Origin of the sequence: Polaromonas sp. CG_9.5 (assembly GCF_035984465.1) — a bacterium.
Taxonomy (GTDB): Bacteria; Pseudomonadota; Gammaproteobacteria; order Burkholderiales; family Burkholderiaceae_C; genus Polaromonas.
This window is the reverse complement of the sequence record NZ_JAXCHR010000007.1, coordinates 82,283-108,147: the sequence shown is the minus strand read 5'-3', so window position 1 is coordinate 108,147 and position 25,865 is coordinate 82,283. Positions and strand designations below refer to the sequence as shown.

20 protein-coding genes are annotated in these 25,865 nt (G+C 62.2%); 15 read left to right on the top strand and 5 right to left on the bottom strand.

The annotated features are described in order from the left end of the window. The first annotated feature begins 14 nt into the window (after positions 1-14). The 6 genes from RCH06_RS07610 to RCH06_RS07585 are packed head-to-tail and all read left to right on the top strand — an operon-like array spanning position 15 to position 8,390. Positions 15-3,833: a nitrate reductase subunit alpha gene (locus RCH06_RS07610; RefSeq protein ID WP_327080843.1), complete on the top strand. Its 3,819-nt coding sequence runs from the start codon at positions 15-17 to the stop codon at positions 3,831-3,833. Further along, positions 3,830-5,362: a nitrate reductase subunit beta gene (gene narH, locus RCH06_RS07605; protein ID WP_327080842.1), complete on the top strand. Its 1,533-nt coding sequence runs from the start codon at positions 3,830-3,832 to the stop codon at positions 5,360-5,362. The genes RCH06_RS07610 and narH overlap by 4 nt, the downstream gene beginning before the upstream one ends. A 3-nt stretch (positions 5,363-5,365) precedes the next feature. After that, positions 5,366-6,061 carry a nitrate reductase molybdenum cofactor assembly chaperone gene (gene narJ, locus RCH06_RS07600; RefSeq protein ID WP_327080841.1) on the top strand — a complete coding sequence of 232 codons (696 nt, stop codon included), beginning with the start codon at positions 5,366-5,368 and terminating at the stop codon, positions 6,059-6,061. Beyond that, positions 6,058-6,825: a respiratory nitrate reductase subunit gamma gene (gene narI / locus RCH06_RS07595; protein WP_327080840.1), complete on the top strand. Its 768-nt coding sequence runs from the start codon at positions 6,058-6,060 to the stop codon at positions 6,823-6,825. Before narJ ends, narI begins: the two co-directional genes overlap by 4 nt. A gap of 27 nt (positions 6,826-6,852) precedes the next feature. After that, positions 6,853-7,701, top strand: a complete 849-nt coding sequence (locus RCH06_RS07590; RefSeq protein WP_327080839.1) for a peptidylprolyl isomerase — start codon at positions 6,853-6,855, stop codon at positions 7,699-7,701. Beyond that, the gene (locus RCH06_RS07585; RefSeq protein ID WP_327080838.1) at positions 7,698-8,390 is read left to right on the top strand and encodes a carbonic anhydrase; all 693 of its coding nucleotides are present in this window, start codon (positions 7,698-7,700) and stop codon (positions 8,388-8,390) included. Before RCH06_RS07590 ends, RCH06_RS07585 begins: the two co-directional genes overlap by 4 nt. 122 nt (positions 8,391-8,512) lie before the next feature. Here the strand turns inward: RCH06_RS07585 and RCH06_RS07580 are convergent, their stop codons facing one another. Further along, positions 8,513-8,833 (bottom strand): hypothetical protein, encoded by a 321-nt coding sequence (locus tag RCH06_RS07580; RefSeq protein WP_327080837.1) that lies wholly within the window; start codon positions 8,831-8,833, stop codon positions 8,513-8,515. Between RCH06_RS07580 and RCH06_RS07575 the strand changes: the two genes are divergently transcribed. From RCH06_RS07575 to RCH06_RS07535, 9 genes are all read left to right on the top strand, one after another. After that, positions 8,819-12,391, top strand: a complete 3,573-nt coding sequence (locus RCH06_RS07575; RefSeq protein ID WP_327080836.1) for an LAGLIDADG family homing endonuclease — start codon at positions 8,819-8,821, stop codon at positions 12,389-12,391. The two genes, RCH06_RS07580 and RCH06_RS07575, sit on opposite strands and share 15 nt — an antisense overlap. Positions 12,392-12,479: 88 nt before the next feature. Then, positions 12,480-13,124, top strand: a complete 645-nt coding sequence (locus RCH06_RS07570) for a nitroreductase family protein (protein ID WP_327080835.1) — start codon at positions 12,480-12,482, stop codon at positions 13,122-13,124. Between the two features lie 52 nt (positions 13,125-13,176). Continuing rightward, positions 13,177-13,584 carry a ribonucleotide reductase subunit alpha gene (locus tag RCH06_RS07565; RefSeq protein ID WP_327080834.1) on the top strand — a complete coding sequence of 136 codons (408 nt, stop codon included), beginning with the start codon at positions 13,177-13,179 and terminating at the stop codon, positions 13,582-13,584. 107 nt (positions 13,585-13,691) lie between these two features. Continuing rightward, the gene (locus RCH06_RS07560; RefSeq protein ID WP_442799621.1) at positions 13,692-14,189 is read left to right on the top strand and encodes a hemerythrin domain-containing protein; all 498 of its coding nucleotides are present in this window, start codon (positions 13,692-13,694) and stop codon (positions 14,187-14,189) included. 111 nt (positions 14,190-14,300) lie between these two features. Continuing rightward, complete coding sequence (locus RCH06_RS07555) at positions 14,301-14,555, top strand: hypothetical protein (protein ID WP_327080832.1); 255 nt, start codon at positions 14,301-14,303, stop codon at positions 14,553-14,555. Between the two features lie 37 nt (positions 14,556-14,592). Further along, positions 14,593-14,973, top strand: coding sequence for a DUF6998 domain-containing protein (locus RCH06_RS07550; RefSeq protein ID WP_327080831.1), 381 nt, complete (start codon positions 14,593-14,595; stop codon positions 14,971-14,973). Between the two features lie 45 nt (positions 14,974-15,018). After that, positions 15,019-16,311, top strand: a complete 1,293-nt coding sequence (locus RCH06_RS07545; protein ID WP_327080830.1) for a glutamate-5-semialdehyde dehydrogenase — start codon at positions 15,019-15,021, stop codon at positions 16,309-16,311. Between the two features lie 276 nt (positions 16,312-16,587). Then, on the top strand, positions 16,588-17,883 hold the full coding sequence (gene gshA / locus RCH06_RS07540) for a glutamate--cysteine ligase (protein ID WP_327080899.1): 1,296 nt from the start codon (positions 16,588-16,590) through the stop codon (positions 17,881-17,883). A gap of 322 nt (positions 17,884-18,205) precedes the next feature. Further along, the gene (locus RCH06_RS07535; RefSeq protein ID WP_327080829.1) at positions 18,206-20,074 is read left to right on the top strand and encodes a potassium transporter Kup; all 1,869 of its coding nucleotides are present in this window, start codon (positions 18,206-18,208) and stop codon (positions 20,072-20,074) included. Positions 20,075-20,306: 232 nt separating this feature from the next. Here the strand turns inward: RCH06_RS07535 and RCH06_RS07530 are convergent, their stop codons facing one another. The 4 genes from RCH06_RS07530 to RCH06_RS07515 form a co-directional block, all read right to left on the bottom strand. Beyond that, positions 20,307-20,678 (bottom strand): lysozyme inhibitor LprI family protein, encoded by a 372-nt coding sequence (locus RCH06_RS07530; protein WP_327080828.1) that lies wholly within the window; start codon positions 20,676-20,678, stop codon positions 20,307-20,309. A gap of 126 nt (positions 20,679-20,804) precedes the next feature. Beyond that, positions 20,805-22,010: a VWA domain-containing protein gene (locus RCH06_RS07525; protein ID WP_327080827.1), complete on the bottom strand. Its 1,206-nt coding sequence runs from the start codon at positions 22,008-22,010 to the stop codon at positions 20,805-20,807. After that, entirely contained in the window at positions 22,007-24,514 is a 2,508-nt protein-coding gene (locus tag RCH06_RS07520) for a DUF5682 family protein (RefSeq protein ID WP_327080826.1), read from the bottom strand. Before RCH06_RS07520 ends, RCH06_RS07525 begins: the two co-directional genes overlap by 4 nt. Before the next feature lie 233 nt (positions 24,515-24,747). After that, positions 24,748-25,833: an ATP-binding protein gene (locus RCH06_RS07515; protein WP_327080825.1), complete on the bottom strand. Its 1,086-nt coding sequence runs from the start codon at positions 25,831-25,833 to the stop codon at positions 24,748-24,750. Between the last annotated feature and the right edge of the window lie 32 nt (positions 25,834-25,865).

The following is a 25,865-nucleotide window of genomic DNA, read 5'->3' as shown; positions in this document are numbered from 1 at the left end:
CAAAGGAGACCAGAATGAGTCATTTTCTTGATCGACTAAGCCACTTTTCCAACCCCAGGGAATCGTTCTCGGGCGACCACGGCGTCACCACGGCGGAAGACCGCACCTGGGAAGACGCCTACCGCAACCGCTGGGCGCACGACAAGGTGGTGCGCAGCACCCATGGCGTGAACTGCACCGGTTCGTGCTCGTGGAAGATTTACGTCAAGGGCGGCATCGTCACCTGGGAAACCCAGCAGACCGACTACCCGCGCACGCGCTGGGACATGCCCAACCACGAGCCGCGCGGCTGCTCGCGCGGCGCCAGCTACAGCTGGTATCTGTACAGCGCCAACCGCGTCAAGTACCCGATGATCCGCGCCCGCCTGCTCAAGCACTGGCGCGAGGCGCGCCTGACGCTGGCGCCGGTCGAGGCCTGGGCCGCCGTGGTGCAGGACGATGCCAAGCGGCGCGACTACCAGAGCGTGCGCGGCCTGGGAGGCATGGTGCGTTCGACCTGGGACGAGGTCAACGAGCTGATCGCCGCGTCCAATATCTACACCATCAAGCAGCACGGCGCCGACCGCATCATCGGTTTCTCGCCGATTCCCGCCATGTCGATGGTCAGCTACGCCTCGGGTTCACGCTACCTTTCCTTGATTGGCGGCGTGTGCATGAGCTTTTACGACTGGTACTGCGACCTGCCTCCGTCCAGCCCGCAGGTCTGGGGCGAACAGACCGACGTGCCCGAGTCGGCCGACTGGTACAACTCCAGCTTCATCATTGCCTGGGGCTCCAACGTGCCGCAGACGCGCACGCCCGACGCCCACTTCTTCACCGAAGTTCGCTACAAGGGCTGCAAGACCGTCGCCATCACGCCCGATTATTCCGAAGTCGCCAAGCTGTCCGATTTGTGGCTGCACCCCAAGCAGGGCACCGACGCCGCCGTCGCCATGGCGATGGGTCATGTGATTTTGAAAGACTTCTATTTCGGCGGCAACGGCAAACCGCGCTCGGCGTATTTCGACGACTATGCACGCCGCTACACCGATCTGCCGATGCTGGTGATCCTCAAGTCCCACACGCTGGAGAACGGCGACACCTGCCTGGTGCCCGACCGCTATGTGCGCGCCTCCGACTTTGCCGACCAGCTCGGCCAGGACAACAACCCTGACTGGAAAACCGTCGCCTTTGATGCGCAGGGCAATGTCGTCACGCCGCAGGGCGCGATTGGTTTCCGCTGGGGACCGGACGGCCGCGCCGACACCGGCCAGTGGAACCTGGAAGCCAAGGAAGCGCGTGATGGGAATGACGTGAGCCTCAGGCTGTCGGCGCTGGAAGGCGACGAAGCCGGTCACGACAGCGCCCGCGTCGGTTTTCCGTATTTCGGCGGCATCCACCACGAGCATTTCCCGAACAACGAACAGGGCGATGTGCTGGTGCGCAGCGTGCCGGTGACGCGTATTTCGGTCGGCAAGGACGGCGAAGCCAGGGAGGTGCTGGTCGCCACCGTGTTCGACCTGCAAGCCGCGCAATACGGCATTCCGCGCGGCCTGCCCGGCGAACTGGCCGCCGCCGATTTCAACGACAACACGCCTTACACACCCGCCTGGCAGGAGCAGATCACCGGCGTGCCGCGCGACCAGATCATCACCGTTGCCCGCCAGTTCGCCGAGAACGCCGAAAAGACCGAAGGCCGATCGATGGTCATCATCGGCGCCGGCATGAACCACTGGTACCACAGTGACATGAACTACCGCAGCGTCATCAACATGCTGATGATGTGCGGCTGCATCGGCAAGAGCGGCGGCGGCTGGGCGCACTATGTGGGCCAGGAAAAGCTGCGGCCGCAGACCGGCTGGACGCCGCTGGCCTTTGCGCTCGACTGGATTCGCCCGCCAAGGCAGATGAATTCGACCAGCTTTTTCTATGCCCACACCGACCAGTGGCGCTATGAAAAGCTCGGCGTCGATGAAGTGCTGTCGCCGCTGGCCGACAAGAAGCAATATGGCGGCAGCATGATCGACTACAACGTGCGCGCCGAGCGCATGGGCTGGCTGCCTTCTGCGCCGCAACTGCAGACCAATCCGATGCAGGTCGTGAAAGACGCGCAGGCCGCCGGGCTGGATGCCAAAGACTATGTGGTCCAGTCGCTCAAAGACGGCTCGCTCAAGCTGAGCTGCGAAGACCCGGACCATCCGGCCAACTGGCCGCGCAACATGTTTGTCTGGCGCTCCAACATCATCGGCTCGTCGGGCAAGGGCCATGAGTACTTTCTCAAGCACCTGCTGGGCACCGACAACGGCGTGCAGGGCAAGGACCTGGGCGCCGAGGATGGCAAGCCCGAGGAAGTCGTCTGGCACGACAAGGCGCCAGAAGGCAAGCTCGATTTGCTGGTCACGCTCGACTTCCGCATGAGTACCACCTGTCTGTATTCCGACATCGTGCTGCCCACCGCGACCTGGTACGAAAAGAACGACCTCAACACCAGCGACATGCACCCCTTCATCCATCCGTTGTCTACCGCCGTGGACCCGGTGTGGCAGTCAAAGAGCGACTGGGAAATCTACAAAGGCTTTGCGAAGAAATTCAGCGAACTGTGCGTCGGCCACCTCGGCGTCGAGCAGGAAATGGTGCTCACGCCGGTGATGCACGACACCCCGGGCGAGCTGGCCCAGCCTTTCGAGGTGAAGGACTGGAAACGCGGCGAATGCGAGCTGATTCCCGGCAAGACGGCGCCGCAAATGCAGGTCGTCGAGCGCGACTATCCCAACGTGTACAAGCGCTTCACGGCGGTTGGCCCGCTGCTGAAAAAGATCGGCAACGGCGGCAAGGGCATTTCCTGGAATACCGACATCGAGGTCACGCAGCTCGGCCAGTTGAACGGCCTGGTGACCGAGCCCGGCGTCACGCAGGGCATGCCGCGCATCCTCAGCGACATCGACGCCTGCGAAATGGTGCTGCAGCTGGCGCCTGAAACCAACGGCCACGTCGCCGTAAAGGCCTGGAAAGCACTGGGCAAGCAGACCGGGCGCGACCACACCCATCTGGCGCTGCACCGCGAAGACGAAAAAATCCGTTTTCGCGACATCCAGGCGCAGCCGCGCAAGATCATCAGCTCGCCGACCTGGAGCGGCATTGAATCCGAGACGGTGTCGTACAACGCCGGCTACACCAACGTGCATGAGTACATCCCGTGGCGCACCCTGACGGGCCGCCAGCAGTTCTACCAGGACCACCCGTGGATGCTGGCCTTCGGCGAAGGCCTGGCCAGCTACCGTCCGCCCGTGAACCTGAAAGCGACGGCCGGGGTGCACGGCATCCGTTCCAACGGCAACGCCGAAATTTTGTTGAACTTCATCACACCGCATCAGAAATGGGGTATTCACTCGACGTACACCGACAACCTGTTGATGCTCACCCTGAGCCGTGGCGGCCCGATCATCTGGCTCAGTGAAGACGACGCCAAGCTGATCGGTGTGCAGGACAACGACTGGATTGAGGCCTACAACGTGAACGGCGCGATTTCTGCACGGGCCGTGGTCAGCCAGCGCGTCAAGCCCGGCATGGTGATGATGTACCACGCACAGGAAAAGATCGTCAACACGCCGGGCTCGGAAATCACCGGCCAGCGCGGCGGCATCCACAACTCGGTGACCCGGATTGTGCTGAAACCCACGCACATGATCGGCGGCTATGCGCAGTTGAGCTACGGCTTCAACTACTACGGAACCATCGGCACCAACCGCGACGAATTCGTCGTGGTGCGCAAGATGGACAAGGTCGACTGGCTGGACACGCCACGGGACGATGACCGCGCCTTTGCGGTGCAACAACTGGGAGAAGCAGCATGAAGGTACGCGCACAAATCGGCATGGTGCTGAACCTGGACAAGTGCATTGGTTGCCACACTTGTTCGGTCACCTGCAAGAACGTCTGGACCAGCCGGCCCGGCATGGAATACGCCTGGTTCAACAACGTTGAAACCAAGCCCGGCATCGGTTACCCCAAGGAATGGGAAAACCAGGACAAATGGAACGGCGGCTGGATTCGCAAGGCTGACGGCTCCATCGAGCCGCGCCAGGGCGGCAAGTGGAAAATGCTGATGCGTTTGTTTGCCAACCCGAACATGCCGCAGATTGACGACTATTACGAGCCGTTCACCTTCGACTATGACCATTTGCAGTCAGCGCCCGAAATGAAGGCGACACCGACGGCCCGCCCGCGCAGCCTGATCACCGGCAAGCGCATGGAAAAGATCGAATGGGGCCCAAACTGGGAAGAGATTCTGGGCGGCGAGTTTTCCAAGCGCAGCAAGGATGCCAACCTCAACACCTTTGACCAGGTGCAAAAGGACATGGTCGGCCAGTTTGAAAACACCTTCATGATGTACTTGCCGCGCCTGTGCGAGCACTGTCTGAACCCGTCCTGCGTCGCGTCGTGCCCGTCGGGCTCGATCTACAAGCGGGAAGAAGACGGCATTGTGCTGATCGACCAGGACAAATGCCGGGGCTGGCGCATGTGCGTCTCGGGTTGCCCGTACAAGAAAATTTATTACAACTGGAAAAGCGGCAAGGCCGAGAAATGCACGTTTTGCTACCCGCGCATCGAAGCCGGCCAGCCGACGGTGTGCAGCGAAACTTGCGTCGGCCGCATCCGCTACCTGGGCGTCATTTTGTACGACGCCGACCGCATCCAGGAAGCCGCCAGCGTGCCGGATGACAAGGATTTGTACCAGGCCCAGCTCGACATTTTCCTGGACCCGAACGATCCGGCGGTGATTGCGCAAGCGCGCCTTGACGGCATTCCCGATGCGTGGATGGACGGCGCCCGCAAGAGTCCGGTGTACAAAATGGCCGTGGAGTGGAAAGTGGCCCTGCCGCTACACCCCGAGTACCGCACGCTGCCGATGGTCTGGTATGTACCGCCGCTGTCGCCGATCACGTCGGCCGCCAACGCCGGGCATATCGGCATCAACGGCGAGTTGCCTGATATTGCCCAGATGCGCATTCCGGTGCAGTACCTGGCCAATTTGCTGACGGCGGGTGACACCGCGCCGGTGATCCGTTCGCTGCAGCGGATGATGGCGATGCGCTCCTACCAGCGCAGCAAGCATGTGGACAACGAGCAGAACCTGGCGGTGCTGGCGCAGGCCGGCTTGAGCGTCGCCGAGGTCGAGGAGATGTACCACATCATGGCGATTGCCAACTACGAAGACCGCTTCGTGATTCCGACCAGCCACCGCGAATACGCCGAAAACGCGTTTGACATGCGCGGCGGCTGCGGCTTCACCTTCGGCAATGGCTGCTCCGACGGTGCCAGCGATGTCAGCCTGTTTGGCGGCAGCAAAAAACGCACCATTCCCATCAAGGTAGAGGTCTGAGTCATGGCACTGTTCAACACTATTCCCAAGGCGACAAAAAGCCTGCGCGTGCTGGCCCGGCTGCTGGGCTACCCGGACGCCGAACTGCGCGCTGACCTGGCCGATATGCGTGCTGCGCTGCATGAAGAAAAAGCTTTGCCTCCGCAGCGGCTGGCCGAACTCGATGCGCTGATCGACACGCTGGCGCGCAAGGAAGCGCTGGAAATCGAAGCCGCTTATGTCGAGCTGTTCGACCGGGGCCGCGCCACCTCGCTGCACCTGTTCGAGCATGTGCATGGCGACTCGCGCGACCGGGGGCCGGCCATGATCGACCTGGCGCAAACCTACGGAAAAGCCGGCATGTACCTGGCCGAAGGCGAAATGCCCGACTTTTTGCCGGTGGTGCTCGAATTCACCTCGACCCAGCCGCCCCGCGAGGCGCGCGAGTTTCTGGCAGAGATGGCGCATATCTTCAACGCCATTTTTGCCGCCTTGCAGCAGCGCGGCAGTGCGTACGCCTGCGTGCTGGGCGCACTGCTGGAACTGGCCGGCGAGAAAGCCTCACCGGTTGAAATTGCCGCCGAGGAAGCCATCGATGCGGTCTGGCAGGAGCCGGTCGTTTTTGACGGCTGCTCGTCCAAGGGCCAATCCAAGCCGGACCAGCCGCAACCCATCCACATCGTTCGCAAGCCACGTCCTTCCCAAGGAGCACAAGCATGAACTCCCTGCACGGTTTTTTATTCGGGGTCTATCCCTACATCTGCCTGACGGTGTTTTTGCTCGGCAGCCTGATCCGCTTTGACCGCGACCAGTACACCTGGAAAAGCGACTCGTCGCAGCTGCTGCGCACCGGGCTTTTGCGCTGGGGCAGCAACCTGTTTCACGTCGGCATTTTGTTTCTGTTTTTCGGCCACCTGGTCGGCCTGCTGGCGCCGCATGCGTTTTATGCGCACTTCCTGGAAGCGTCGGTCAAGCAGAAGATTGCCATCTACTCGGGCGGCCTGTTTGGTGTGATTTGCTTCATCGGTTTGAGCATGCTGATCTACCGCCGCATGTTCGATGAGCGCATCCGCTACACCAGCCACAAGACCGACCTGGCGATTTTGCTGATCCTCTGGGTGCAACTGGTGATTGGCCTGATTACCCTGCCGTTTTCATGGGCGCACTCTGACGGCAGCGTGATGCTGATCCTGGCCGACTGGGCGCAGCGTATCCTGACACTGCGCACGGTGGACGCCGAAGTGCTGTGGGGTCTGCCTTGGCCGTATCTGCTGCACATCGTGTTCGGCATGACGATCTTTTTGCTGTTCCCGTTCAGCCGTCTGGTCCATGTGTGGAGCGGTTTTGCTTCGGTCGGTTACCTGTTCCGGCCTTATCAGGTGGTGCGTAGCCGCCGTCTGGATGTGGGCGCTACGACCCGCACGGCACCGCGTCCCCAGCAACCGTCTGCCCAAGCGCAAAAAGCGCCCGGCCAAGCCCATTAATACGGCGAAGCCAGAAAGCAAATTCTCATGAACGATCCCACCTCTACCGTCACCGGCTGCGGCAGCAGTGCCTGCCAGTGTTCCAACACGTCCGGCCAGACCCTTGCTCCCACGGCGTACATCAACGGCATTGCCCTGCATGCGCCCGGCCAGCGCCCGAATGAGGACGAACTGCGCGAACGCGCTTACACCGAACTGCTGCGCCAGCAGGCCGTGATGAAGGGCCTGCTGCCGCGTCACACCGAGCTGACCGCGCCCGAACTGGGCGAGGCCGAGCGCCAGATCATCGAAGCGATGGTCGATGCCGAAGTGCAAAGCCCGCAGCCCAACGAAGACGAATGCCAGCGGTATTTCGAGGCCAATCCGTCGCAGTTCGTGGTCGGGCAGGCGCTGCATGTGCGGCATATCCTGTTTGCCGTCACGCCCGGCGTGAACGTGCATGCGCTCACCGTGCATGCCGAAAAGGCCCTGCTGGAGCTGACGCGCAAGGACGCATCGCCCGAGCGCTTTGCCCAGCTGGCCGCCGAGCTGTCGAACTGCCCGACCAGCCCGCAAGGCGGCGACCTGGGTTGGATTGGCCCGGACGACTGCGCGCCCGAACTGGCCAACGAGTTGTTTCACCAGAAGCATTCGCAGTGGGGCATGGGCGTGCATCCACGGCTGATCCACACGCGTTTCGGCTTTCACATCATCGAAGTGCTGAGTCGCCGCGCCGGCAAGCAGCCCGCTTACGCCGAAGTGCACGAGCGCATCAAAGCCTTGTTGGCGATGCAGTCGCGCGCGCGGGCATTGCACCAGTACATGAGCCTGCTGGTGGGCGAAGCGCAGCTCGACGGCATTGAGCTGGAAGGGGCGGATTCGCCCTTGGTGCAATGACCGGAAACGCCGCAGCCAACGACGCGCTGTTGCTGCGCTTGCGGTGTTTCAAGTCGGACTATTTTCCGCTGCACCAACAGCGTTTTCAGGACTTGGTGGCGGAGGGCCAGCACCCCAAGACGCTGTTCATCGGCTGCTCGGACTCGCGCCTGGTGCCTTACCTGCTGACCGGCACCGGCCCCGGCGAGTTGTTCATCGTGCGCAACGTCGGCGCCTTCATTCCGCCTTATGGCGGATCGCACGGCCTGCACGGCACCACGGCCGCGATTGAATACGCCGTGCTGAGCTTGAACGTCGAACGCATCGTCGTTTGCGGCCATAGCCAGTGCGGCGGCATCCGCGCGGCTTATGAAGGCGTGCCCGATGAAGCCGTGGCGCTGAAAGCCTGGCTCAAGCTGGTACAAGAAGCCTTGCTGCCCGTGCAGCCCAGCCCCGAAGCCCTGCGCCGCACCGAGCAGCGCTCGGTCGTGCTGCAGCTGGAGCGGCTGATGGGTTACCCGATGGTGCGCCGCGCCGTAGAGGCCGAAACCCTCACGCTGCACGGCTGGCACTATGTGATTGAGGAAGGAGAAATCCACATTTTTGATGCCCAGCACGGCGACTTCGTGCCCGCGTCGCTGGCCTCAAACTGCGGCACCGGGCCGTACCAGCCCTATGTGGAACACGACGGTCAGGTGATTTGCGATTGAACAGGCCGTAGGGCGAACACTGTGCGGCTGGCGGTTGGGTTGTTGAAACAGCCAAAACTGCTCGATGCTCTGTTTTTAATAGCTGCCAGCGCACGTTCAGCATGCGCTAACGCCCTATTTGGTCATAAATCAGACGCTTTAACTGCCTTGCAACCTCGCTGCCCGTCAGGGCCGAGTCGCCTTGCAGATAAAAACGGTTTTTTGTTTTTGATAGCAGGCATGGCCCGCCATGCTTGCGCTGCATCACTAAAGCGCTTTAACCCTGAAAGCGGGGCAGCACTTCGCTGCAAATAGAGCCGCAAAACGTCTATTCTTGCCACTTGCGAAGCAGCTGGCTTTTTGAAAAAAAGGCGTAGTGGCTTAAAAATTTGATACAACCGCTGCCCGGCGATGGTCGCTCCGCAGCGCTTTCCTGAGGAAAAGCAGACATGAAGCGCGAACATTTCGGACGGCCCCAAGACCTGACCGCCACCCAGCCCATCAGCCACGACGTGCTGAAGGAAAAATACCTCAAGCCCGGCGAAAGCGGTCTGGAAGACGTGTACCGCCGCGTGGCGCGGGCGCTGGCGTCGGTCGAGCTGCCTGCCGAGCGCGAAAAGCACGAGGCGCTGTTTTTGGAAAACCTGCACGCCGGCGCCATCGGCGCGGGCCGCATCATGAGCGCGGCGGGCACGGACATCCAGGCAACGCTGATCAACTGCTTCGTGCAGCCGGTCGGCGACTGCATCCAGGGCGTCGATGACGGCGGCTACCCCGGCATTTACGAAGCCCTGCGCGAAGCCGCCGAAACCATGCGGCGCGGCGGCGGCGTCGGCTACGACTTTTCACGCATCCGGCCGCGCAACGCCGAGGTCAAGGGCACGCATTCGATGGCGTCGGGCCCCTGCAGCTACATCAATGTGTTTGATCAGTCGTGCTCCACGGTCGAAAGCGCGGGCGCGCGGCGCGGCGCGCAAATGGGCGTGCTGCGCATCGACCATCCTGACGTGATGGAGTTCATCACCGCCAAGCGTACGCCCGGCCGCTGGAACAACTTTAATGTGTCGGTGGGCATGTCGGACGCTTTCATGCAGGCGCTGAACGACGATCAACCGTGGGAGCTGGTGCATCAGGCCAGACCCGGTGCTGCCCTGATTGCGCAAGGTGCCTTCCAGCGCGCCGACGGCCTGTGGGTCTACCAGACCGTGGCGGCGCGTGACATGTGGGACACGGTGATGAAGTCCGCCTATGACTTTGCCGAACCCGGCATTTTGTTTCTGGACAACATCAATACGGACAACAACCTGCGTTACTGCGAGTCGATTGCGGCGACGAACCCGTGCGTGACGGCAGATACCTGGGTCATGACCACCGATGGTCCGGCGCAGGTGGCTGATTTAACGGGCCGGCGTTTCAGCGCCGTGGTTGATGGAAAGGCTTACAGCGTGACCAGCGAAGGCTTTTTCAGCACCGGCCAACAATCCGTGCTGGCATTGAAGACCCGTGAAGGCCAGTCACTGCGCCTGACAGCCGGGCACAAGGTGCGGCGCGTGGCGCACAAGACCCGCCACCTGCTGCAAGCCGAGTGGGTTGAAGCTAATCAGCTACAGACAGGCGACGAAATTTTGTTGAATGACCACCGTTCAATGAGCGGATGGGACGGCATCGGCACCGATGCCGAAGGCTATTTGCTGGGGCTGCTGGTGGGCGATGGCACGCTGAAAAGTGACAAGGCCGTGATTTCGGTCTGGTCGCCTGAATTGAAGGCGGTAAGCAATGGCGCCATGGCTTACGCACAAACCGGCGCGGGCGGCATTATTAACGCGGCTGAAACGGCGGCGTCCACCTTGCGGCATCGGGCCGATTTTTGCGGTTTCCAGCGCCCGGTCGCCGGCCGTGGTGAGGTGCGTATGGCATCCGCTGCGGTTTGGAAGCTGGCGCATGAAATGGGCATGCGCCCTGGCCACAAGACCATCACGCCCGCGATGGAAAAAACGTCTTCCGACTTTGCGGTGGGGCTGTTGCGCGGGCTCTTTGACGCCGACGGTTCGGTGCAGGGTGCGCAGGACAAAGGCGTCAGCGTTCGCCTGTCGCAAAGTGATTTGCTGCTGCTTCAGGCCGCGCAGCGCATGCTGCTTCGCTTGGGCATCGCCTCGACGATTTACCCCAATCGCCGATTGTCGCAAGCACGCAATCTGCCCGATGGGCGTGGCGGGCTCAAGCTATACGACACCGCTGCGCAGCATGAGCTGGTCATCAGCGCCGACAACCTGCGCGTTTACGCCGAGCGTATCGGCTTTGCCGACACCGACAAGTCCACACGGCTGGCGCAGGCGCTGGGCGGTTACAGCCGCCAGTTGAACCGCGAGCGCTTCACGGCCACGGTCGAGTCCGTGCTGGACGACGGTTTTGAAGAAGTGTTCGATGTGACGGTGGACGATGTCCACGCTTTCGACGCCAACGGCCTGTATGTACACAACTGCGGTGAGCAACCCCTTCCGCCCTACGGCTGCTGCGACCTTGGGCCCATCATCCTGACGCGTTTTGTGCGCCATCCGTTTGGCTTTGATGGCGAGCCTGAATTTGACTTCGAGGCGTTTGAAGCCTCGGTCGCCACGCAGGTGCGCGCGCTGGACAACGTGCTGGAAGTGACCTTTTGGCCGCTGCCGCAGCAGCAGGCTGAATCGAGCGCCAAGCGCCGCATCGGGGTCGGTTTTACCGGCCTGGGCAATGCGCTGACGATGCTGCGCCTGCGCTACGACGCACCCGAAGGCCGCGACATGGCGGCGCGCATCGCCGAACGCCTGCGCGACGCGGCCTATGCCGCGTCGGTGGCGCTGGCAGCAGAAAAAGGCGCGTTCCCCAAATTCGACGCTGACGGTTATTTGGCACCGGGCACCTTTGCCAGCCGGCTGCCGGCAGAGTTGCAGCAAGCCATTCGCGCCGGCGGCATCCGCAACAGCCATCTGCTGTCGATTGCGCCGACGGGCACCGTCAGCCTGGCGTTTGCCGACAACGCCTCCAACGGCATCGAGCCGGCGTTTTCGTGGATGTACAAACGCAAGAAGCGCGAGTCCGACGGCAGCACCACCGAATACGCGGTCGAGGACCACGCCTGGCGGCTGTACCGCGAACTGGGCGGCAACATGGACCAGCTGCCCGACTATTTCGTCTCGGCGCTGGAGATGTCGGCCACCAGCCACATCGCCATGATGCAGGCGGTGCAGCCCTTCATCGACACGGCAATTTCCAAGACCGTGAACGTGCCGGCCGACTGCGCCTACGACGACTTCAAGAGCCTGTACCAGCAGGCCTGGCGCGCACGGCTCAAGGGCCTGGCCACGTACCGGCCCAATGCTATTTTGGGTTCGGTGCTCGAAGTCCATGCCAGCCCTGAAGCCGTGCCTGCCGCCGCCGCCGCCGCGCCCGTAGACCCGATGCGCACGGTCATCGAAAGCCGGCCCAAGGGCGCGCTGTCAGCGGTGGCTGAAAAGGTCGACTACTGGACGCAGGAAGGCCACAAGACGCTGTACATCGTGGTGTCGTTTTTGCCGGTGCCTGCCGCTGATGGCAACGGCACGGTGGATCGCGCCATCGAATTTTTCATGCCGGTGGGGCAAAGCGGCGAATCGCAGCAATGGATCACGTCGAGCATGCGCATGCTGTCGCTGGCGGCGCGCGGCGGCTTCTTGGCGCGCGCGCTCAGCGACATGCGCAAGGTGGCTTGGGACCGGGGCCCGGTGCGGCTCGGCACCCACGAAAAAGCCGACGGTACGCGCGTGCCGATGTGGCACGACTCGGAGGTGGCAGCGATTGCCTATGCTTTGCAAAACATCATCGCCCAACGCGGCGTGCAGGCCCCGGTCAGCATGCTGCCAGCAGAACCGGCGCAAGGGGTGTCCAGCCTCGCGCCGCCGGTGATGGCGGGCAAGAAGTGCAGCGAATGCGGCGCGCACGCGGTGATTCGCAAAGACGGCTGCGACTACTGCACGCAGTGCGGCCATCTGGGCACGTGCGGATGAGCGCCTGCTGCTCGCGCGCCATTGACTTGCCGAAGCCGGCAGGGCTGCCTGCGTGTTGAGCATGGCTCTTGCAAAAGATCAGTACCCGATGAGCTTCCCCGCTGAACCGGCGCAAGCGCTGGCCGACCACGGCCTGGCGGCGATGGCTGCGGCGCTGATGCAGTCGCGGCAAACCATCTTGCCCAAGCGCTTGACCGCGCCCGGCCCCGATGCGGCCCAGCTTGAACTCATGTTGAACGCCGCCGCCAGCGCGCCCGACCACGGCCAGTTGTTGCCGTGGCGTTTTGTCATCGTGCCGCAGGCCGCGCGCGCCGCGCTGGCCGAGGTGTTCGGTGCGGCGCTGGTCGAGCGCGATGCCGCCGCCACGCCCGGGCAAGTCGCGCAGGCGCAAGAAAAAGCGCACCGCTCGCCGCTGCTGATGCTGGTGGTCGTTGATGGCTTGTGCGGCGATGCAGAGATTGACTTGGCCGAGCGCACCATATCCGCCGGCTGCGCGGTGCAAAACATGCTGCTGATGGCGACTGCGCTGGGTTACGGCTCTGCGCTGACCAGCGGCAAGGCGCTCAAATCCGCCGGGCTGCGTACGTTGTTCAGCCTGATGCCCGGCGAACACGCGCTGTGCTTTGTCAGCGTGGGCACGGTGCAGTCGCGCAAGAAAGCCCGCTTGCGGCCTGTGCCTGCTGATTTCGTCAGTCGCCTTTCGCCTGACGGCAATGCGGTGGCAGGTTTCTAATCGCTAGGCAGCACATGCTTTGTTTTTCTTTTTTCATGACTGGATGCTTCCCATGACCATTTCGAGTTTTGACGATCTTTTGCAGGCCGCCCGCAGCCAGCCTGAACCGCAGCGCCTGCTGTTTGTGTTTGCCGGCGTGGAACTGCCCGACGACGCCACGCCTGAGCAGCGCGCGCGCTTTGAGGCCGGGCAGGGCGGTGCGCTCGTGCCGTTGATGTGCGTCGACAAGCGCCCCGACGAGTTGGCGTCGTTTAGCGCGCTGGTCGCAGAATCCATCCAGTTCGGCGCCCAGCCCTGGGGCATTGTGTTTGCCGCCGCCATGTCGGGCACCGTGAACCGCGCACCGACCAACGAAGACGCCGAGGAGCCGCTGCAGCGCATGGTGGAAGCCATCAAGCAGGGCCAACACGGTGCTTACATTCCGTTCGACCCGCAAGGCCACCCGGTCCAGATCGGCTGACGGGGTCTCGCATGCGCAGTCCCATTCATTTCAAACCGGCAAGCGGCCGCCCCGTCATGCTGCCCGGCCACAGCGCGCCGGCGGCAGGTTTTGAAGAACCGTTCGAGATGCTGGCAACCTGCCACGAGCGTGTCGAGCGCATGCTCAACTTGCAGGCCAAACTGCAGCAGCACCTGCTGGACAAGGGCTGCGACGCGTCTGCCCGCCAAGCCGCACGCGACGTGATGCGCTACTTCGACATTGCCGCGCCGCTGCACCACCAGGACGAAGAACTGCATGTGTTTCCTGCGCTGCTGAGCGGGCCGGATAAGGCGCTGCACGCGCTGGTGGCACGGCTGCTGCAAAACCACCGCGACATGGAAGTCGCCTGGGCCGAAGCGCGCCGCGTGCTGCTGGCCATCGCCGACAGCCCCGAATCGGGCTGGACGCCGCTTATGCCAGAGCAGACCGCCGCCTTGACCGCATTTGCCGCCCTGTACCGCCAGCACCTGGACGACGAGGACGGCGTAGCCTACCCCGCCGCCCAGGCCGCACTGTCGCCCGACGCGGTGCTTGCCATGAGTGAAGACATGATGCAGCGCCGGGGCGTGGCGCCGAAAAGCTGAGGGTGGAATGCTTGAAGGCGGCCGCCCGGGTGCTTTGAATACGCATGCGAAAATTCATGCAACGAAGCCCGATGCACCCGATCGGCTTGAATTTGATTGGAGCTGCCCGGCATGAATGCACCTGAATATTTTTCCCTGTTTTCTGGAGAGGGCGAGTTCTCGGTACGCGTCCAATTCAAGGGAGACGGTTTTGTCGCGCCGTGCAAAGCGACAGCGCAGGAAATTGTCAACCTGATGAATCCGCAAACCGGCACGTTTCATACCTCCATGAGGTTTGATGACCACCTGTTCGAGGTTTATCAGTACGAGATAGATCCGATCAAGAAACAGCTGCTGATCAAAGCGCGTCGTCATGATCAATTATGAAAATATCCAGCCCTTGTATGAAAAATACCTGGCGCTGATGCTGTTTGAGATCAAGGAATTTGGCGCTAAACCCACAGAACTCCGCCATTTGATGGGCCGCCTGGGCGAGTTTTATTGTGTCAAGGAAACCCGGGGTGCGCTTCCCGAAAGGGTGAACCAGCCGGGCTTTGATGTACTGGCCTACGACAACAAAAAAATAAGCGTCAAGACGACCGCTCAATTGTCGGGTTTTGTTGCCATCTCAAAAAAAACACTGGACTTGGCCGATGAGCTGATGCTCGTTCACTACGCGGATGGACAGCTTTCAACGGTCTACCACGGGTGTATCAGGCACGCTACGATGGGTGTCCGCCAGTATGGCAATAACTATGAGCTGGATATTTCAAAGGCAAGAAAAATCACCGCCGCTGGCTTGTGATCCGTGCCGGGCAATGTCCATAAATGCTGAGTTGAAAAATGAATCATGAACGCACTTAACACCGCCGAATATATGCAAACCCTGGGTTTTCAGGCAAAAGCGGCTTCTGCGCAAGTGGCACGTGCGCCGGCAGCTATTAAAAACAGAGCACTTAAAGCCTTGGCCGTATTGCTGCGGCAGAACGTGGCCGAACTCCAGTCGGCCAACCAGCGCGACCTGGAACGCGCCGCTGCCGCTGGACTGGCCGGGCCGCTGCTGGATCGGCTCAAGCTTGGGGCCAAAGACATTGAAACTGTGGCGCTGGGTTGCGAGCAGCTGGCCGCCATGCCCGACATCATTGGCGAGATCATCGGCATGAAAGAGCAGCCCAGCGGCATCCGCGTCGGCCAGATGCGCGTGCCGATTGGCGTGTTCGGCATGATTTACGAGAGCCGCCCGAACGTGACGATTGAAGCGGCGTCACTCGCCATCAAGAGCGGCAACGCCTGCATCTTGCGCGGCGGCTCTGAAGCGATTGAGTCGAACAAGGCGCTGGCCGCGCTGGTGCAGCAGGCGTTGCTTGACGCCGGCCTGCCTGCAGACGCCGTGCAACTGGTAGGCACTACGGACCGCGAAGCCGTCGGCCACCTCATTGCCATGCCGGCGTTTGTCGATGTCATCATTCCGCGCGGCGGCAAGGGGCTGATCGAGCGCATCAGCCGTGACGCCAAGGTGCCGGTCATCAAGCATCTGGACGGCAACTGCCATGTGTATGTCGATGACCCATGCGACATCGTCATGGCGGTGAACATCGCCGACAACGCCAAGACGCAGAAATACAGCCCCTGCAATGCGCTTGAGAGCCTGCTGGTGGCGCGCGGCGTGGCGCAGGAGTTTTTGCCGCTGATCGGCGCGATTTATGCCGCCAAAGGTGTAGAAATGCGCTGTGATGACGCTGCAGCGCTTATCCTGCGGGCACAAGCAGCTATCAGTTCAGTAGCGACTATCGTGTCGGCCACCGAGCAGGACTGGTACGAGGAATACCTCGCGCCCGTCATCAGCATCAAGGTGGTCGAAGGCGTGGACGAAGCCATTGCCCACATCAACGAGTATTCCAGCCACCACACCGAATCCATCCTGACGCGCGACCACCTGCATGCTCAGCAGTTCCTGCGCGAAGTCGATTCGGCCAGCGTGATGGTCAACGCCAGCACGCGCTTTGCAGACGGTTTCGAGTACGGGCTGGGGGCGGAAATCGGCATCAGCACCGACAAGTTCCATGCGCGTGGCCCGGTCGGCATTGAAGGCCTGACCTCGCTGAAATATGTGGTGCTGGGGCAGGGCGAAGTGCGCCACTGAGGGCTGGATAAGCGCGGGCGCAGGCCCGGATGAAAAAAAGCCGCTCTGGAAGCGGCTTTTTTGCGCTTGCAAGCGGCCATTTCATCCCAACCTCTCGTAAGCATTGCAGGCTGCGCCTTGACGGAGCCGGAATTTTCTCCAGAACGCGTTCTGCGTGGCCAGACGCCTTGTAGGCCATTTCCGAATCTGCTCGCGCGGCTGACTTGCGGTGATTCATAAGACCTAGAATCCGTGGTCACCGGACAAAATAACGATATCTCCCTCGAAAGTGGCCGCATGGTTCCGCACCTCATCACCGCCCTGACTGGCCCGATCAACGAACTCGAACAGCGCATTCTGGACACCACGCCGGCCATTGAGCGCTGGTTTCGTCTGGAGTGGATGGAGCACACGCCGCCGTTCTACAGCTCGGTCGATGTCCGCAATGCCGGCTTCAAGCTCGCGCCGGTCGACACCAACCTGTTCCCCGGCGGCTGGGACCACCTGACGACGCAAATGCTGCCGCTGGCAGTGCAGGCCGCCATGGCCGCGATTGAAAAGATCTGCCCCGAAGCGCGCAACCTGCTGGTCGTGCCTGAACACAACACGCGCAACCCGTCGTATCTGGCCAACGTGCTGCAGCTCAAGCAGATTTTTCACCAGGCCGGCCTGAATGTGCGTTTTGGCTCGCTCAGCCCCGACATCAAGGAGCCGACCAAGGTAGAGCTGCCCAGCGGCGAGAGTCTGGTGCTCGAACCCTTGATCCGCACCGACCGCCGGCTGGGACTGAAAAATTTCGATCCCTGCACCATCTTGCTCAACAACGACCTGTCTGCCGGCATTCCCGGCATGCTTGAAGACCTGCACGAGCAGTATTTGCTGCCGCCGCTGCATGCCGGCTGGTCGGTGCGCCGCAAGTCCAATCACTTCAAGGCGTATGAAGAAATCTCCAAGCGCTTTGGCAAGCTGCTGGGCATTGACCCGTGGCTGATCAACCCGATGTTTGCGCATTGCGGCGGCGTCAGTTTTGCCGACGGGCAGGGCATGGAGTGCTTGACCACGCATGTCGATGCGCTGCTGTCGCGCATCAAGCGCAAGTACAAGGAATACGGCATCAACGAAAAGCCGTTTGTCATGCTCAAGCCCGACAACGGCTCTTCGGGCCAGGGCGTCATCACCGTGCATGACGCCAAGGAACTTGAAGCGCTTGGCCGCAAGACCAAAGCCAAGCCGGGCGCAGCGCGCGACGGCACGCCAGCGGCTGACATGCTGATTCAGGAAGGCGTGCTGACCAACGAGCGCATCGAGGGCGCCGTAGCCGAGCCAGTGGTCTACATGATGGATCGTTATGTGGTGGGCGGCTTTTACCGCGTGAATGCCGAGCGCGGCGTGGACGAAAACCTCAACGCGCCCGGTGCGCGCTACGAGCCGCTGGCGTTTTCGGACAATGGCCGGCTGCCGCAAAACGGCCAAAAACCCGGCTCCAGCGCCCCCAATCGTTTCTATATGTACGGCGTCGTCGCCCGGCTGGCGATGCTGGCGGCCAGCTACGAACTCGAAGCCACCGACCCCGACGCAGAGGTTTACGACTGAACCCCTGCGCCGGGCAGACGCCAGCCTGTTTTTTCGATGTTTTTAGGCCCTTGCGCAGCTTGCACGGTAATAGTTTGCTCTTTATTAAATAGCAGAAAAAGAGCTTGCCAGCGCATCAGACTGCCGGGTTTTGCGGGTAGTCAAGAGAAAATCGAGTGGTTGCATTGCAACAAACTCCGCGTTTCCGCAGTCCGGCGGTGTTTGCCCCGTGGCAAGCTGGCCGTACACGTGCAAAATAGCGTTCCCTTAGATAACCATTCCGTCGGCTGCGGCCGCTTTTGACTGCGTTTCAGCGGGTCAATCGCCCAGACGGACCGCTCTTGTGTCAAGTAAAAAATCCTCTCTTGCTGCGCTGACCGTGGGCGCCATTGGCGTCGTCTACGGCGACATCGGCACCAGCGTGCTGTATTCCATCAAAGAGGTGTTTGGCGGTGGCCATGTGCCTTTCACGCCCGACAACGTCTACGGCATCTTGTCGATCTTTTTCTGGACGCTGACGGTCATCGTCTCGCTGAAATACGTCACCCTGGTGCTGCGCGCCGACAACAACGGCGAAGGCGGGCTGATCGCCATGCTGGCGCTGGCCTCCACAGCGGTGCAGGACAAACCCCAGTTGCGCAAGATACTGCTGCTGGTCGGCATTTTTGGCACTTCGCTTTTTTATGGCGACGGCGTCATCACGCCGGCTATTTCCGTGTTGTCGGCGGTCGAGGGGCTGGAAGTCATCTCGCCCAACTTCACCAAGGCCGTCGTTCCCACCACACTGGTCATCTTGTTTGGCCTGTTTGCAGTGCAAAAGCATGGCACAGCGGGCATCGGAAAGTTCTTCGGCCCGATCACCATCGTCTGGTTTGCCTGCATTGCCCTGCTGGGTGTTTCGCAAATTGTGACCCATCCGGAAATATTGTTTGCGCTCAGTCCGCATTACGCGCTGATGTTCATCTGGGCCAATCCGGGGGTGACTTTCATCATTCTGGGCGCGGTGGTGCTGTGCGTGACCGGCGCAGAAGCGCTGTATGCCGACCTGGGCCACTTTGGCAAAAAGCCGATCCGGCTGGCTTGGTTTTCCATCGTCATGCCGTCGCTGGTGCTCAACTACTTTGGCCAGGGCGCGCTGCTGCTGAACAATCCGGCTGCGGTCAAGAATCCGTTTTTCATGATGGCGCCTGACTGGGCCTTGTTGCCGCTCGTCGCTCTGGCCACGCTGGCCACGGTGATTGCTTCCCAGGCCTTGATCACCGGCGCGTTCAGCGTCACCAAGCAGGCCATCCAGATGGGCTACCTGCCCCGGCTGCGCATTGAGCACACCAGCGTGCGCGACACCGGCCAGATCTACATGCCGTTTGTCAACTGGGCGCTGTTTGTCACCATCGTGCTGGCGGTGGTGATGTTCCGCTCGTCAAGCAACCTGGCGGCGGCCTACGGCATTGCGGTGTGTACCGACATGCTGATCACCACCATCCTGACTTTCTACGTCATTCGTTATGGCTGGAAGTACCCGCTGGCGCTGTGTATTGCGGCGACCAGCGTGTTTTTTATCGTCGATTTTGCGTTTTTTGCGTCCAATTTGATGAAGCTGTTCGCTGGCGGCTGGTTTCCGCTGGTCATCGGCGGCGGCGTGTTCACGCTGATGATCACCTGGAAGGAAGGCCGCCGCCTGCTCAATGAAAAGCTGCGCAGCGACGCCCTGGACTTGCCCGGCTTTCTGGATTCGGTGTTTGTCAGTCCGCCGCAGCGCGTCGCGGGCACCGCCGTTTTCATGACCGCCGAGCCCGGCATCGTGCCCAACGCCTTGCTGCACAACCTCAAGCACAACAAGGTGCTGCATGAGCAAAACATGTTCGTGACCGTGCGCAACCACGAAGTGCCGTGGATCGGCATGGACAAGCGGCTAGAAGTGGAGTCGCTCGGCCACAACTGCTGGCAGGTCACGGTCAACTACGGCTTCAAGAATGACCTGGACTTGCCCAAGGCGCTGCGCCAGATCAAGAACCGGGGTTGCCAGCTGGAGCCGATGACCACCAGTTATTTCCTGTCGCGCGACACAGTCATCCCGACGATTGGCAGCGGCATGGCCAACTGGCGCGAAAAGTTGTTTGCCCAGATGCACCACAACGCCAGCGGTGCCGCCGACTTCCTGAACCTGCCGAACAATTCGGTAGTCGAGCTGGGAAGCAAGATCGAGATTTGAGGGGTTTGCGCAGTTCCGGGCGGGCGGCCCGATGAAGCGCACCCTCAATGCCGCTGCCACCGCCACCGCCAACTCTCAGCAGCGAAGATTTGCTGTGTTGACGATGACGTCCACGTGCCGTCGAGTCATGCCACACTGGACGGCGCGCAGAGTTGCCGCTATGAGTTATTGGCCTGCTGCCTGAGTCAAACCGACACGCCAGGCGGCATCGGTTTGAAGCATCAATCAATTTTTACAATTTGCTGTCGAGGCAACCTGAGCTTTTGCATTCCCGGATGCGATTTTGCAAAAATTGCGAGCGCGAAATCGTGGTGTCCGTGGCGCACTGCAAATTGACCAGAAAGCTGTTGCCATCCTGGCGCGAGCAGTCGGCGTTGCGCGATTTTTGCCACAGCAGCTGGCCGCTTTTGAGCTGCGCTTTGCCCGTGCCGCTCAAAAGCGGAACCAGCGCCTTGTAATTTGTGTTGAGCTCCTTGTCCGCTTCCTGGTAGATTTTGTTCAGGCAGTACAGCCCGTCAAAGTCGTTCCTGGGCTTGTCGCACGCTTCTCCGGCCCATACCGAGCCTGAAACCAGCAACGCCGCCATCGTGATCCAGATTTTCATGATTTCTCCTGAGAAAAGCCAATGGTGGAGTTGAGGCATGGCGCAAGGCCATGCCATACAACCCAGGGTAGGCCATGGTAATGGAACCCGCCTGCTGGCTGGAGCAATCCCAGCCAGCGTGGCGGATCACGCCTTGCGCGTGGTCAGCAAGCCCTGCCCGGCTGCCCAAGCGTTGATGTCTTCCTTGCGAATCGCCGCCGCCATCAGGCCCGGAAACGCATCCGGCGTGCAGGCAAACGACGGCACGCCCAGCGCAGCCAGCTTGGCCGCCAGCGCCCGGTCATACGACGGTGCCCCTTCGTCGCTCAGCGCCAGCAGCGTGATGAACTGCACGCCCGACGCCACCAGTTCGGCGGCGCGGCGCAGCAAATTGGCTTCGACGCCGCCTTCGTACAAGTCCGAGATCAGCACCAGTATCGTGTTGCGTGGCTCGCGGATGATGCCCTGGCAGTAGCCGACCGCGCCGTTGATGTCGGTGCCGCCGCCCAGCTGCACGCCAAACAGCAGCTCCACCGGGTCGTCCAGCTGCTCGGTCAAATCGACGATGGCAGTGTCAAACACCACCAGCTTGGTCGCCACGGCGGGCAGCGACGCCATCACCGCGCCAAAGATGCTCGAATACACCACCGACGCCGCCATCGAGCCGCTCTGGTCAATGCACAGCACCACCTCGCGCTGCGGGCTGCGCGACTTGCGGCCATAGCCAATCAGCCGCTCGGGCACGATGGTGCGGTACTCGGGCTGCCAGTGCTTCAAGTTGGCGCGAATGGTGCGGTTCCAGTCGATTTCGCTGTGGCGCGGGCGGCGGTTGCGCTGGCTACGGTCGAGCGCACCGGTCACCGCCGAGCGCATCGGTTCTTCGAGCTTTTTCAGCAGCGCATCGACCACCTTGCGCACCACCATGCGCGCCGTGTCCTTGGTGCTGGCTGGAATCACCTGCGACAGCGAGATCAGGCTGGCGACCAGATGCACGTCGGGCTGCACGCTCTCCAGCATTTCCGGCTGCAGCAGCATGTCGCGCAGGTTCAGCCGCTCCAGCGCATCGTGCTGCATGACCTGCACCACCGAGCTGGGAAAGTACTTGCGGATGTCGCCCAGCCAGCGCGCCACGCTGGGGGCTGAGCCACCGCGCCCGCCCCGGCGGCTGGCCCCCAGGCCGTTCTTGCCGTCAGGGTCGTAAAGGGCAGACAGCGCTTGGTCCATTTCAGCCGGCGCGCCTGAAAGCTTGCCGCAGCTGGTTTCGGCTTCGCCGCCCAGGACTAGGCGCCAGCGTTGGAGGCGGGTTTCGTTGCTTAGCGCGGGAACGGGTGTTGTCAGGTTTAATTCGCTCATGCTGGGACTCCCAGGATCAGTTTCAGCAGCGGAAGCGGTAGCGCCGCCAGTTCTTCATTCAAGTCAGGCGCACTGGCAACCGCAGGCGTGGCGCTGGTGCCTTGCTTGGCCCGCATCCCCAAATCCCGCCGCTCACTCGCGCTAAACGCCGAAAACGTGCGCCGCACCAGCGGCAGGATATGCACGAAGTGTTCTTCGCCCAGGCCGCTCAGCCAGTCGTTCACCAGCTGCCACAGCGCGGCATCGTGCAGCAGCACCATCGCATTGCGGTTCAAAAAGCCTTCCAGCCAGGCGGCGGCTTTCAGCGGCTCGGTGCCGCTGGACAGATTGAGCGACAGCGCCTGCGCGGCGTCTTCAGCTTCCCAGATATGGTCGTCGAGCAGCAGACGGCTGGCCAGGCCTTTGAGCAGCTCATGCGTCTGGCCGCTGGCCGCCACATGGCCCAGGGCGCGCTGCCAGGCCTGGGTTTGTTCTTCGGCGTCGCGCAGGGCAATGGCGCCGTGGGCGGCAATAATGTGGCCGCGCAGCGTGTGGGCAGCGTCGTCGTTCAGCGCGCTGCAGGCCAGCGGCAGGGCGATGGCGGCGCGCAGGATGAGGCTGTCTAACATGTGGGCGACCAGGCCGGTGTCGGTCTGGCGCACGTTGCCGTAGCGAAACACATTGGCCAGCGGCGGCAGCGCTTCGAGCAGTTGCAGCGTGTCGCCGCTGACAGCCGCGCGGTTTTCCAGAATGCGGCTGATGGCCTGCACCGCGCCGCCCAGGTCGGCCAGTAGCGCTTGGTTGACCAGCTTGGACAGCTCACCCAACGTGGTGGCTTTTTGGGCCCGCTCCAGGCTGCGAGCGGTGGCGGCGGCGATCAGGTTGTGGCCCCAGGGGCTGGCTTCGATCAGCTTCATGATGAACTCGGGCTGCCACTGCAGCGACCAGATTTCATGAAACGTGCCGCGTGCCGAGCCGCCGGTGCGGCTGAGGGTGCCCCAGGCAATGTCGATCAGGTTCAGGCGGTGCAGCAGGTGGCTGCGCGCTAGGTCGTTGGGCTGGCGCAAATCCAGGTCCAGCGTGCGCTCGGTGGCTTCGGCTTTCAGGCGCAGGGATTTTTGTTGCTGCTCCACGTCTTTTTGCAGCGGCACGGTGGGCACGTCCGGCGGCACGCGGCCCATTTTCTGGCTGACCAGCAGCGCGTCGCCGATGAACTGCAGCGCCGAGTCGTCGCCCATCATCAGCACCGTGCGGGTCGCCTCGTGCAGTTCTTCCAGGCCGGGCTGGGGCCGCTGGCGCAGGGCGGCCAGCGTGTCGGCCAGCCGGGCGGCTTCGATCAGGTGGGCTGACGAGCAGTCCAGGTCACGTTCGCGCATCAGCCGGGCGATGCGCGCCAGCCAGCCGATGGTGCGCGACGGCGGCGGCGCCAGCGGGTTGGCGTCGGTTTGCTGGCCGAACAGCCACAGGTGCTCGTACCAGCCCGGTGCCTGAATGCCCGCGCCGTAGCCGCTGGCGCGGGTCAGGTGGCGATAGGTCCAGGGCACCCAGGTCGATTGCACCTTGAGCTTGGGCAGGCCTTTGAGCAAGGCCGCGTCGGCGCTGGGCTTGATATTGGCCTGCAGCCCTCCCAGGTGCCAGGCGCCGCAGACCACGGCGATGCGCTCATGGCCTTGCTTGACTGCATCGCGGATGCGTTGGCGCATGTAGGCTTCGCGCAGGATTTCACGCCGGGCTTCCATCGGGTCGCGCTCTTCGGCCTGCGCGCCCAGGTCGGTGCGCAAGGTAATCATGGCTTCGGAAATGGCGGCGAACAACTCCTCGCCGTCGCCGCGCTCCTCGACCGTGTGGTTCCACCAGCTTTCGCCATCGGCATGGCCGGCGGCCTGCGCCAGCCAGTTCAGCGGGTCGGTGCGGTAGGCGGGCGCGGCGTCCTCGTTGGTGTCTGAGGCGGCGGCTGGTGCGGCGTTGGATTCGTCTTCAGCGCTGGCCGGGCCGGGTGCCAAGGCGACGGCGCTGGCGTTTTCATCAGCAGCAGCAGGGGCTTGCGCCTCGACAGAGATCGGTGCGTGTGCTAGAGCCGGCGCTGCCGGGTCGCCATCACCAGCGGATTCAGCGCTCGCCGGTACATCTTCCTGCACAGCGGCCTCGGCTTCTGCCGCCGCCTTCGCCGCCTGCTCGGCTTCAGCAGCTTCCCTGGCCTTGTCCAGCGCCATCTGGTGCGCCAACGGCAGGTCGATGAAGCTGGCCGGCACTTGCTTGAGCAGCGCCCAGCGCAGCGCCTGCCATTCGGGCGAGAACACCGCAAAAGGGTGATAAACCGCCCGCTGCGGCTCGTCCGGGCAGTAACTCAGCAGCGCGACGGGCGGCTGCATCTGTTCGGACACCAGCGCGGCCAGCACGCCCTCGGCTTCGGGCGGGCCTTCGACCAGCACGCAGTCGGGCTGCAGGGCGTCAAAGGCATGCAGCAGGCTGCGGGCGCAACCCGGCCCGTGGTGGCGAATGCCAAAATAGTGGACTTTGCTCACGTTCAATCCCTTGTCATGGCCGGCTGCGGCCATGTTGGTGGTGTGGTTTGCAGCGGATTGCGGCACGGTTCAGCCCCCAAAGGTCAGAGCGCATTCGTGCTGGTCGAAAAACAGCTTTTTTAGCATCAAATAGGCCTTTTGCGCAGGCTGTATATGCGTTAGTAGCTACTGATTTAGTAGCAAAAAAACCACGCAGCGCACGTTCAGCATCTCACGGTTTCAGGGTTCGGGGTTTATTCCAGTTCCTTGCACGCCCGGTACAGCGGCTTCCAGTCCTCGCGTTCCTTGACCACGATTTCCAGGTATTCCTTCCAGACCACGGCGTCTTGCACCGGGTCTTTGATGACCGCGCCAATCAGGCCGGCGGCCACGTCGCGCGGGTGCAGCACGCCGTCGCCAAAATGCCCGGCCAGCGCCATGCCGTTGTTGATCACCGAAATCGCCTCGGCGGACGACAGCGACGAGCTGGGCGACTTGATCTGGGTCTTGCCGTCCTTGGTACGGCCACTGCGCAGCTCGCGGAAAATCTGCACGATGCGGCGCACTTCCTTCAGCGCCGGCGGCTCGGCCGGCAGCTGCAGCGAGCGGCCCATCTCGCTCACCCGCTTGACGACGATGGCGACTTCCTCGTCTTCGGACGACGGTACCGGCAGCACGACGGTATTGAAACGCCGTTTCAGCGCAGCCGACAGCTCGTTCACGCCCTTGTCGCGGTTGTTGGCAGTGGCAATCACGCTAAAACCCCGCGTGGCCTGCACTTCGGAGCCGAGTTCGGGAATCGGCAGGGTCTTTTCAGACAGCACAGTGATCAGCGAGTCCTGCACGTCCGCCGGGATGCGCGTCAGCTCCTCGACACGGGCGATCTTGCCGGCGCGCATCGCGTTCATCAGCGGGCTGGGCACCAGCGCCTTTTCAGACGGACCGTTGGCCAGCAGCTGGGCATAGTTCCAGCCGTAGCGCAGCTGCTCCTCGCTGGTACCGGCAGTGCCCTGAATCAAGAGCGTGGAATTGCCGCTGACGGCAGCCGCCAAATGCTCGGACACCCACGACTTGGCCGTGCCCGGCACGCCGTAGAGCAGCAGCGCCCGGTCAGTCGCGAGCGTGGAGACGGCAATTTCCATTAGCCGGCGGCTGCCGATGTACTTGGCGCTGACCTGAAAACCGTTGTCCAGCTTGTCGCCCATTAAATAGGCCACGACGGCCCATGGCGACAGCAACCAGTTGGCGGGCCGCTCGTGGGTGTCGTGCTTTTTCAGCTCGTCAAGTTCATGGGCAAATTCTTGTTCGGCATGCTGGCGCAGGGTTTCAGGTTTTGTCATGTGCGGTCTTTTTAAGAAAAAAGTGTCAGGAA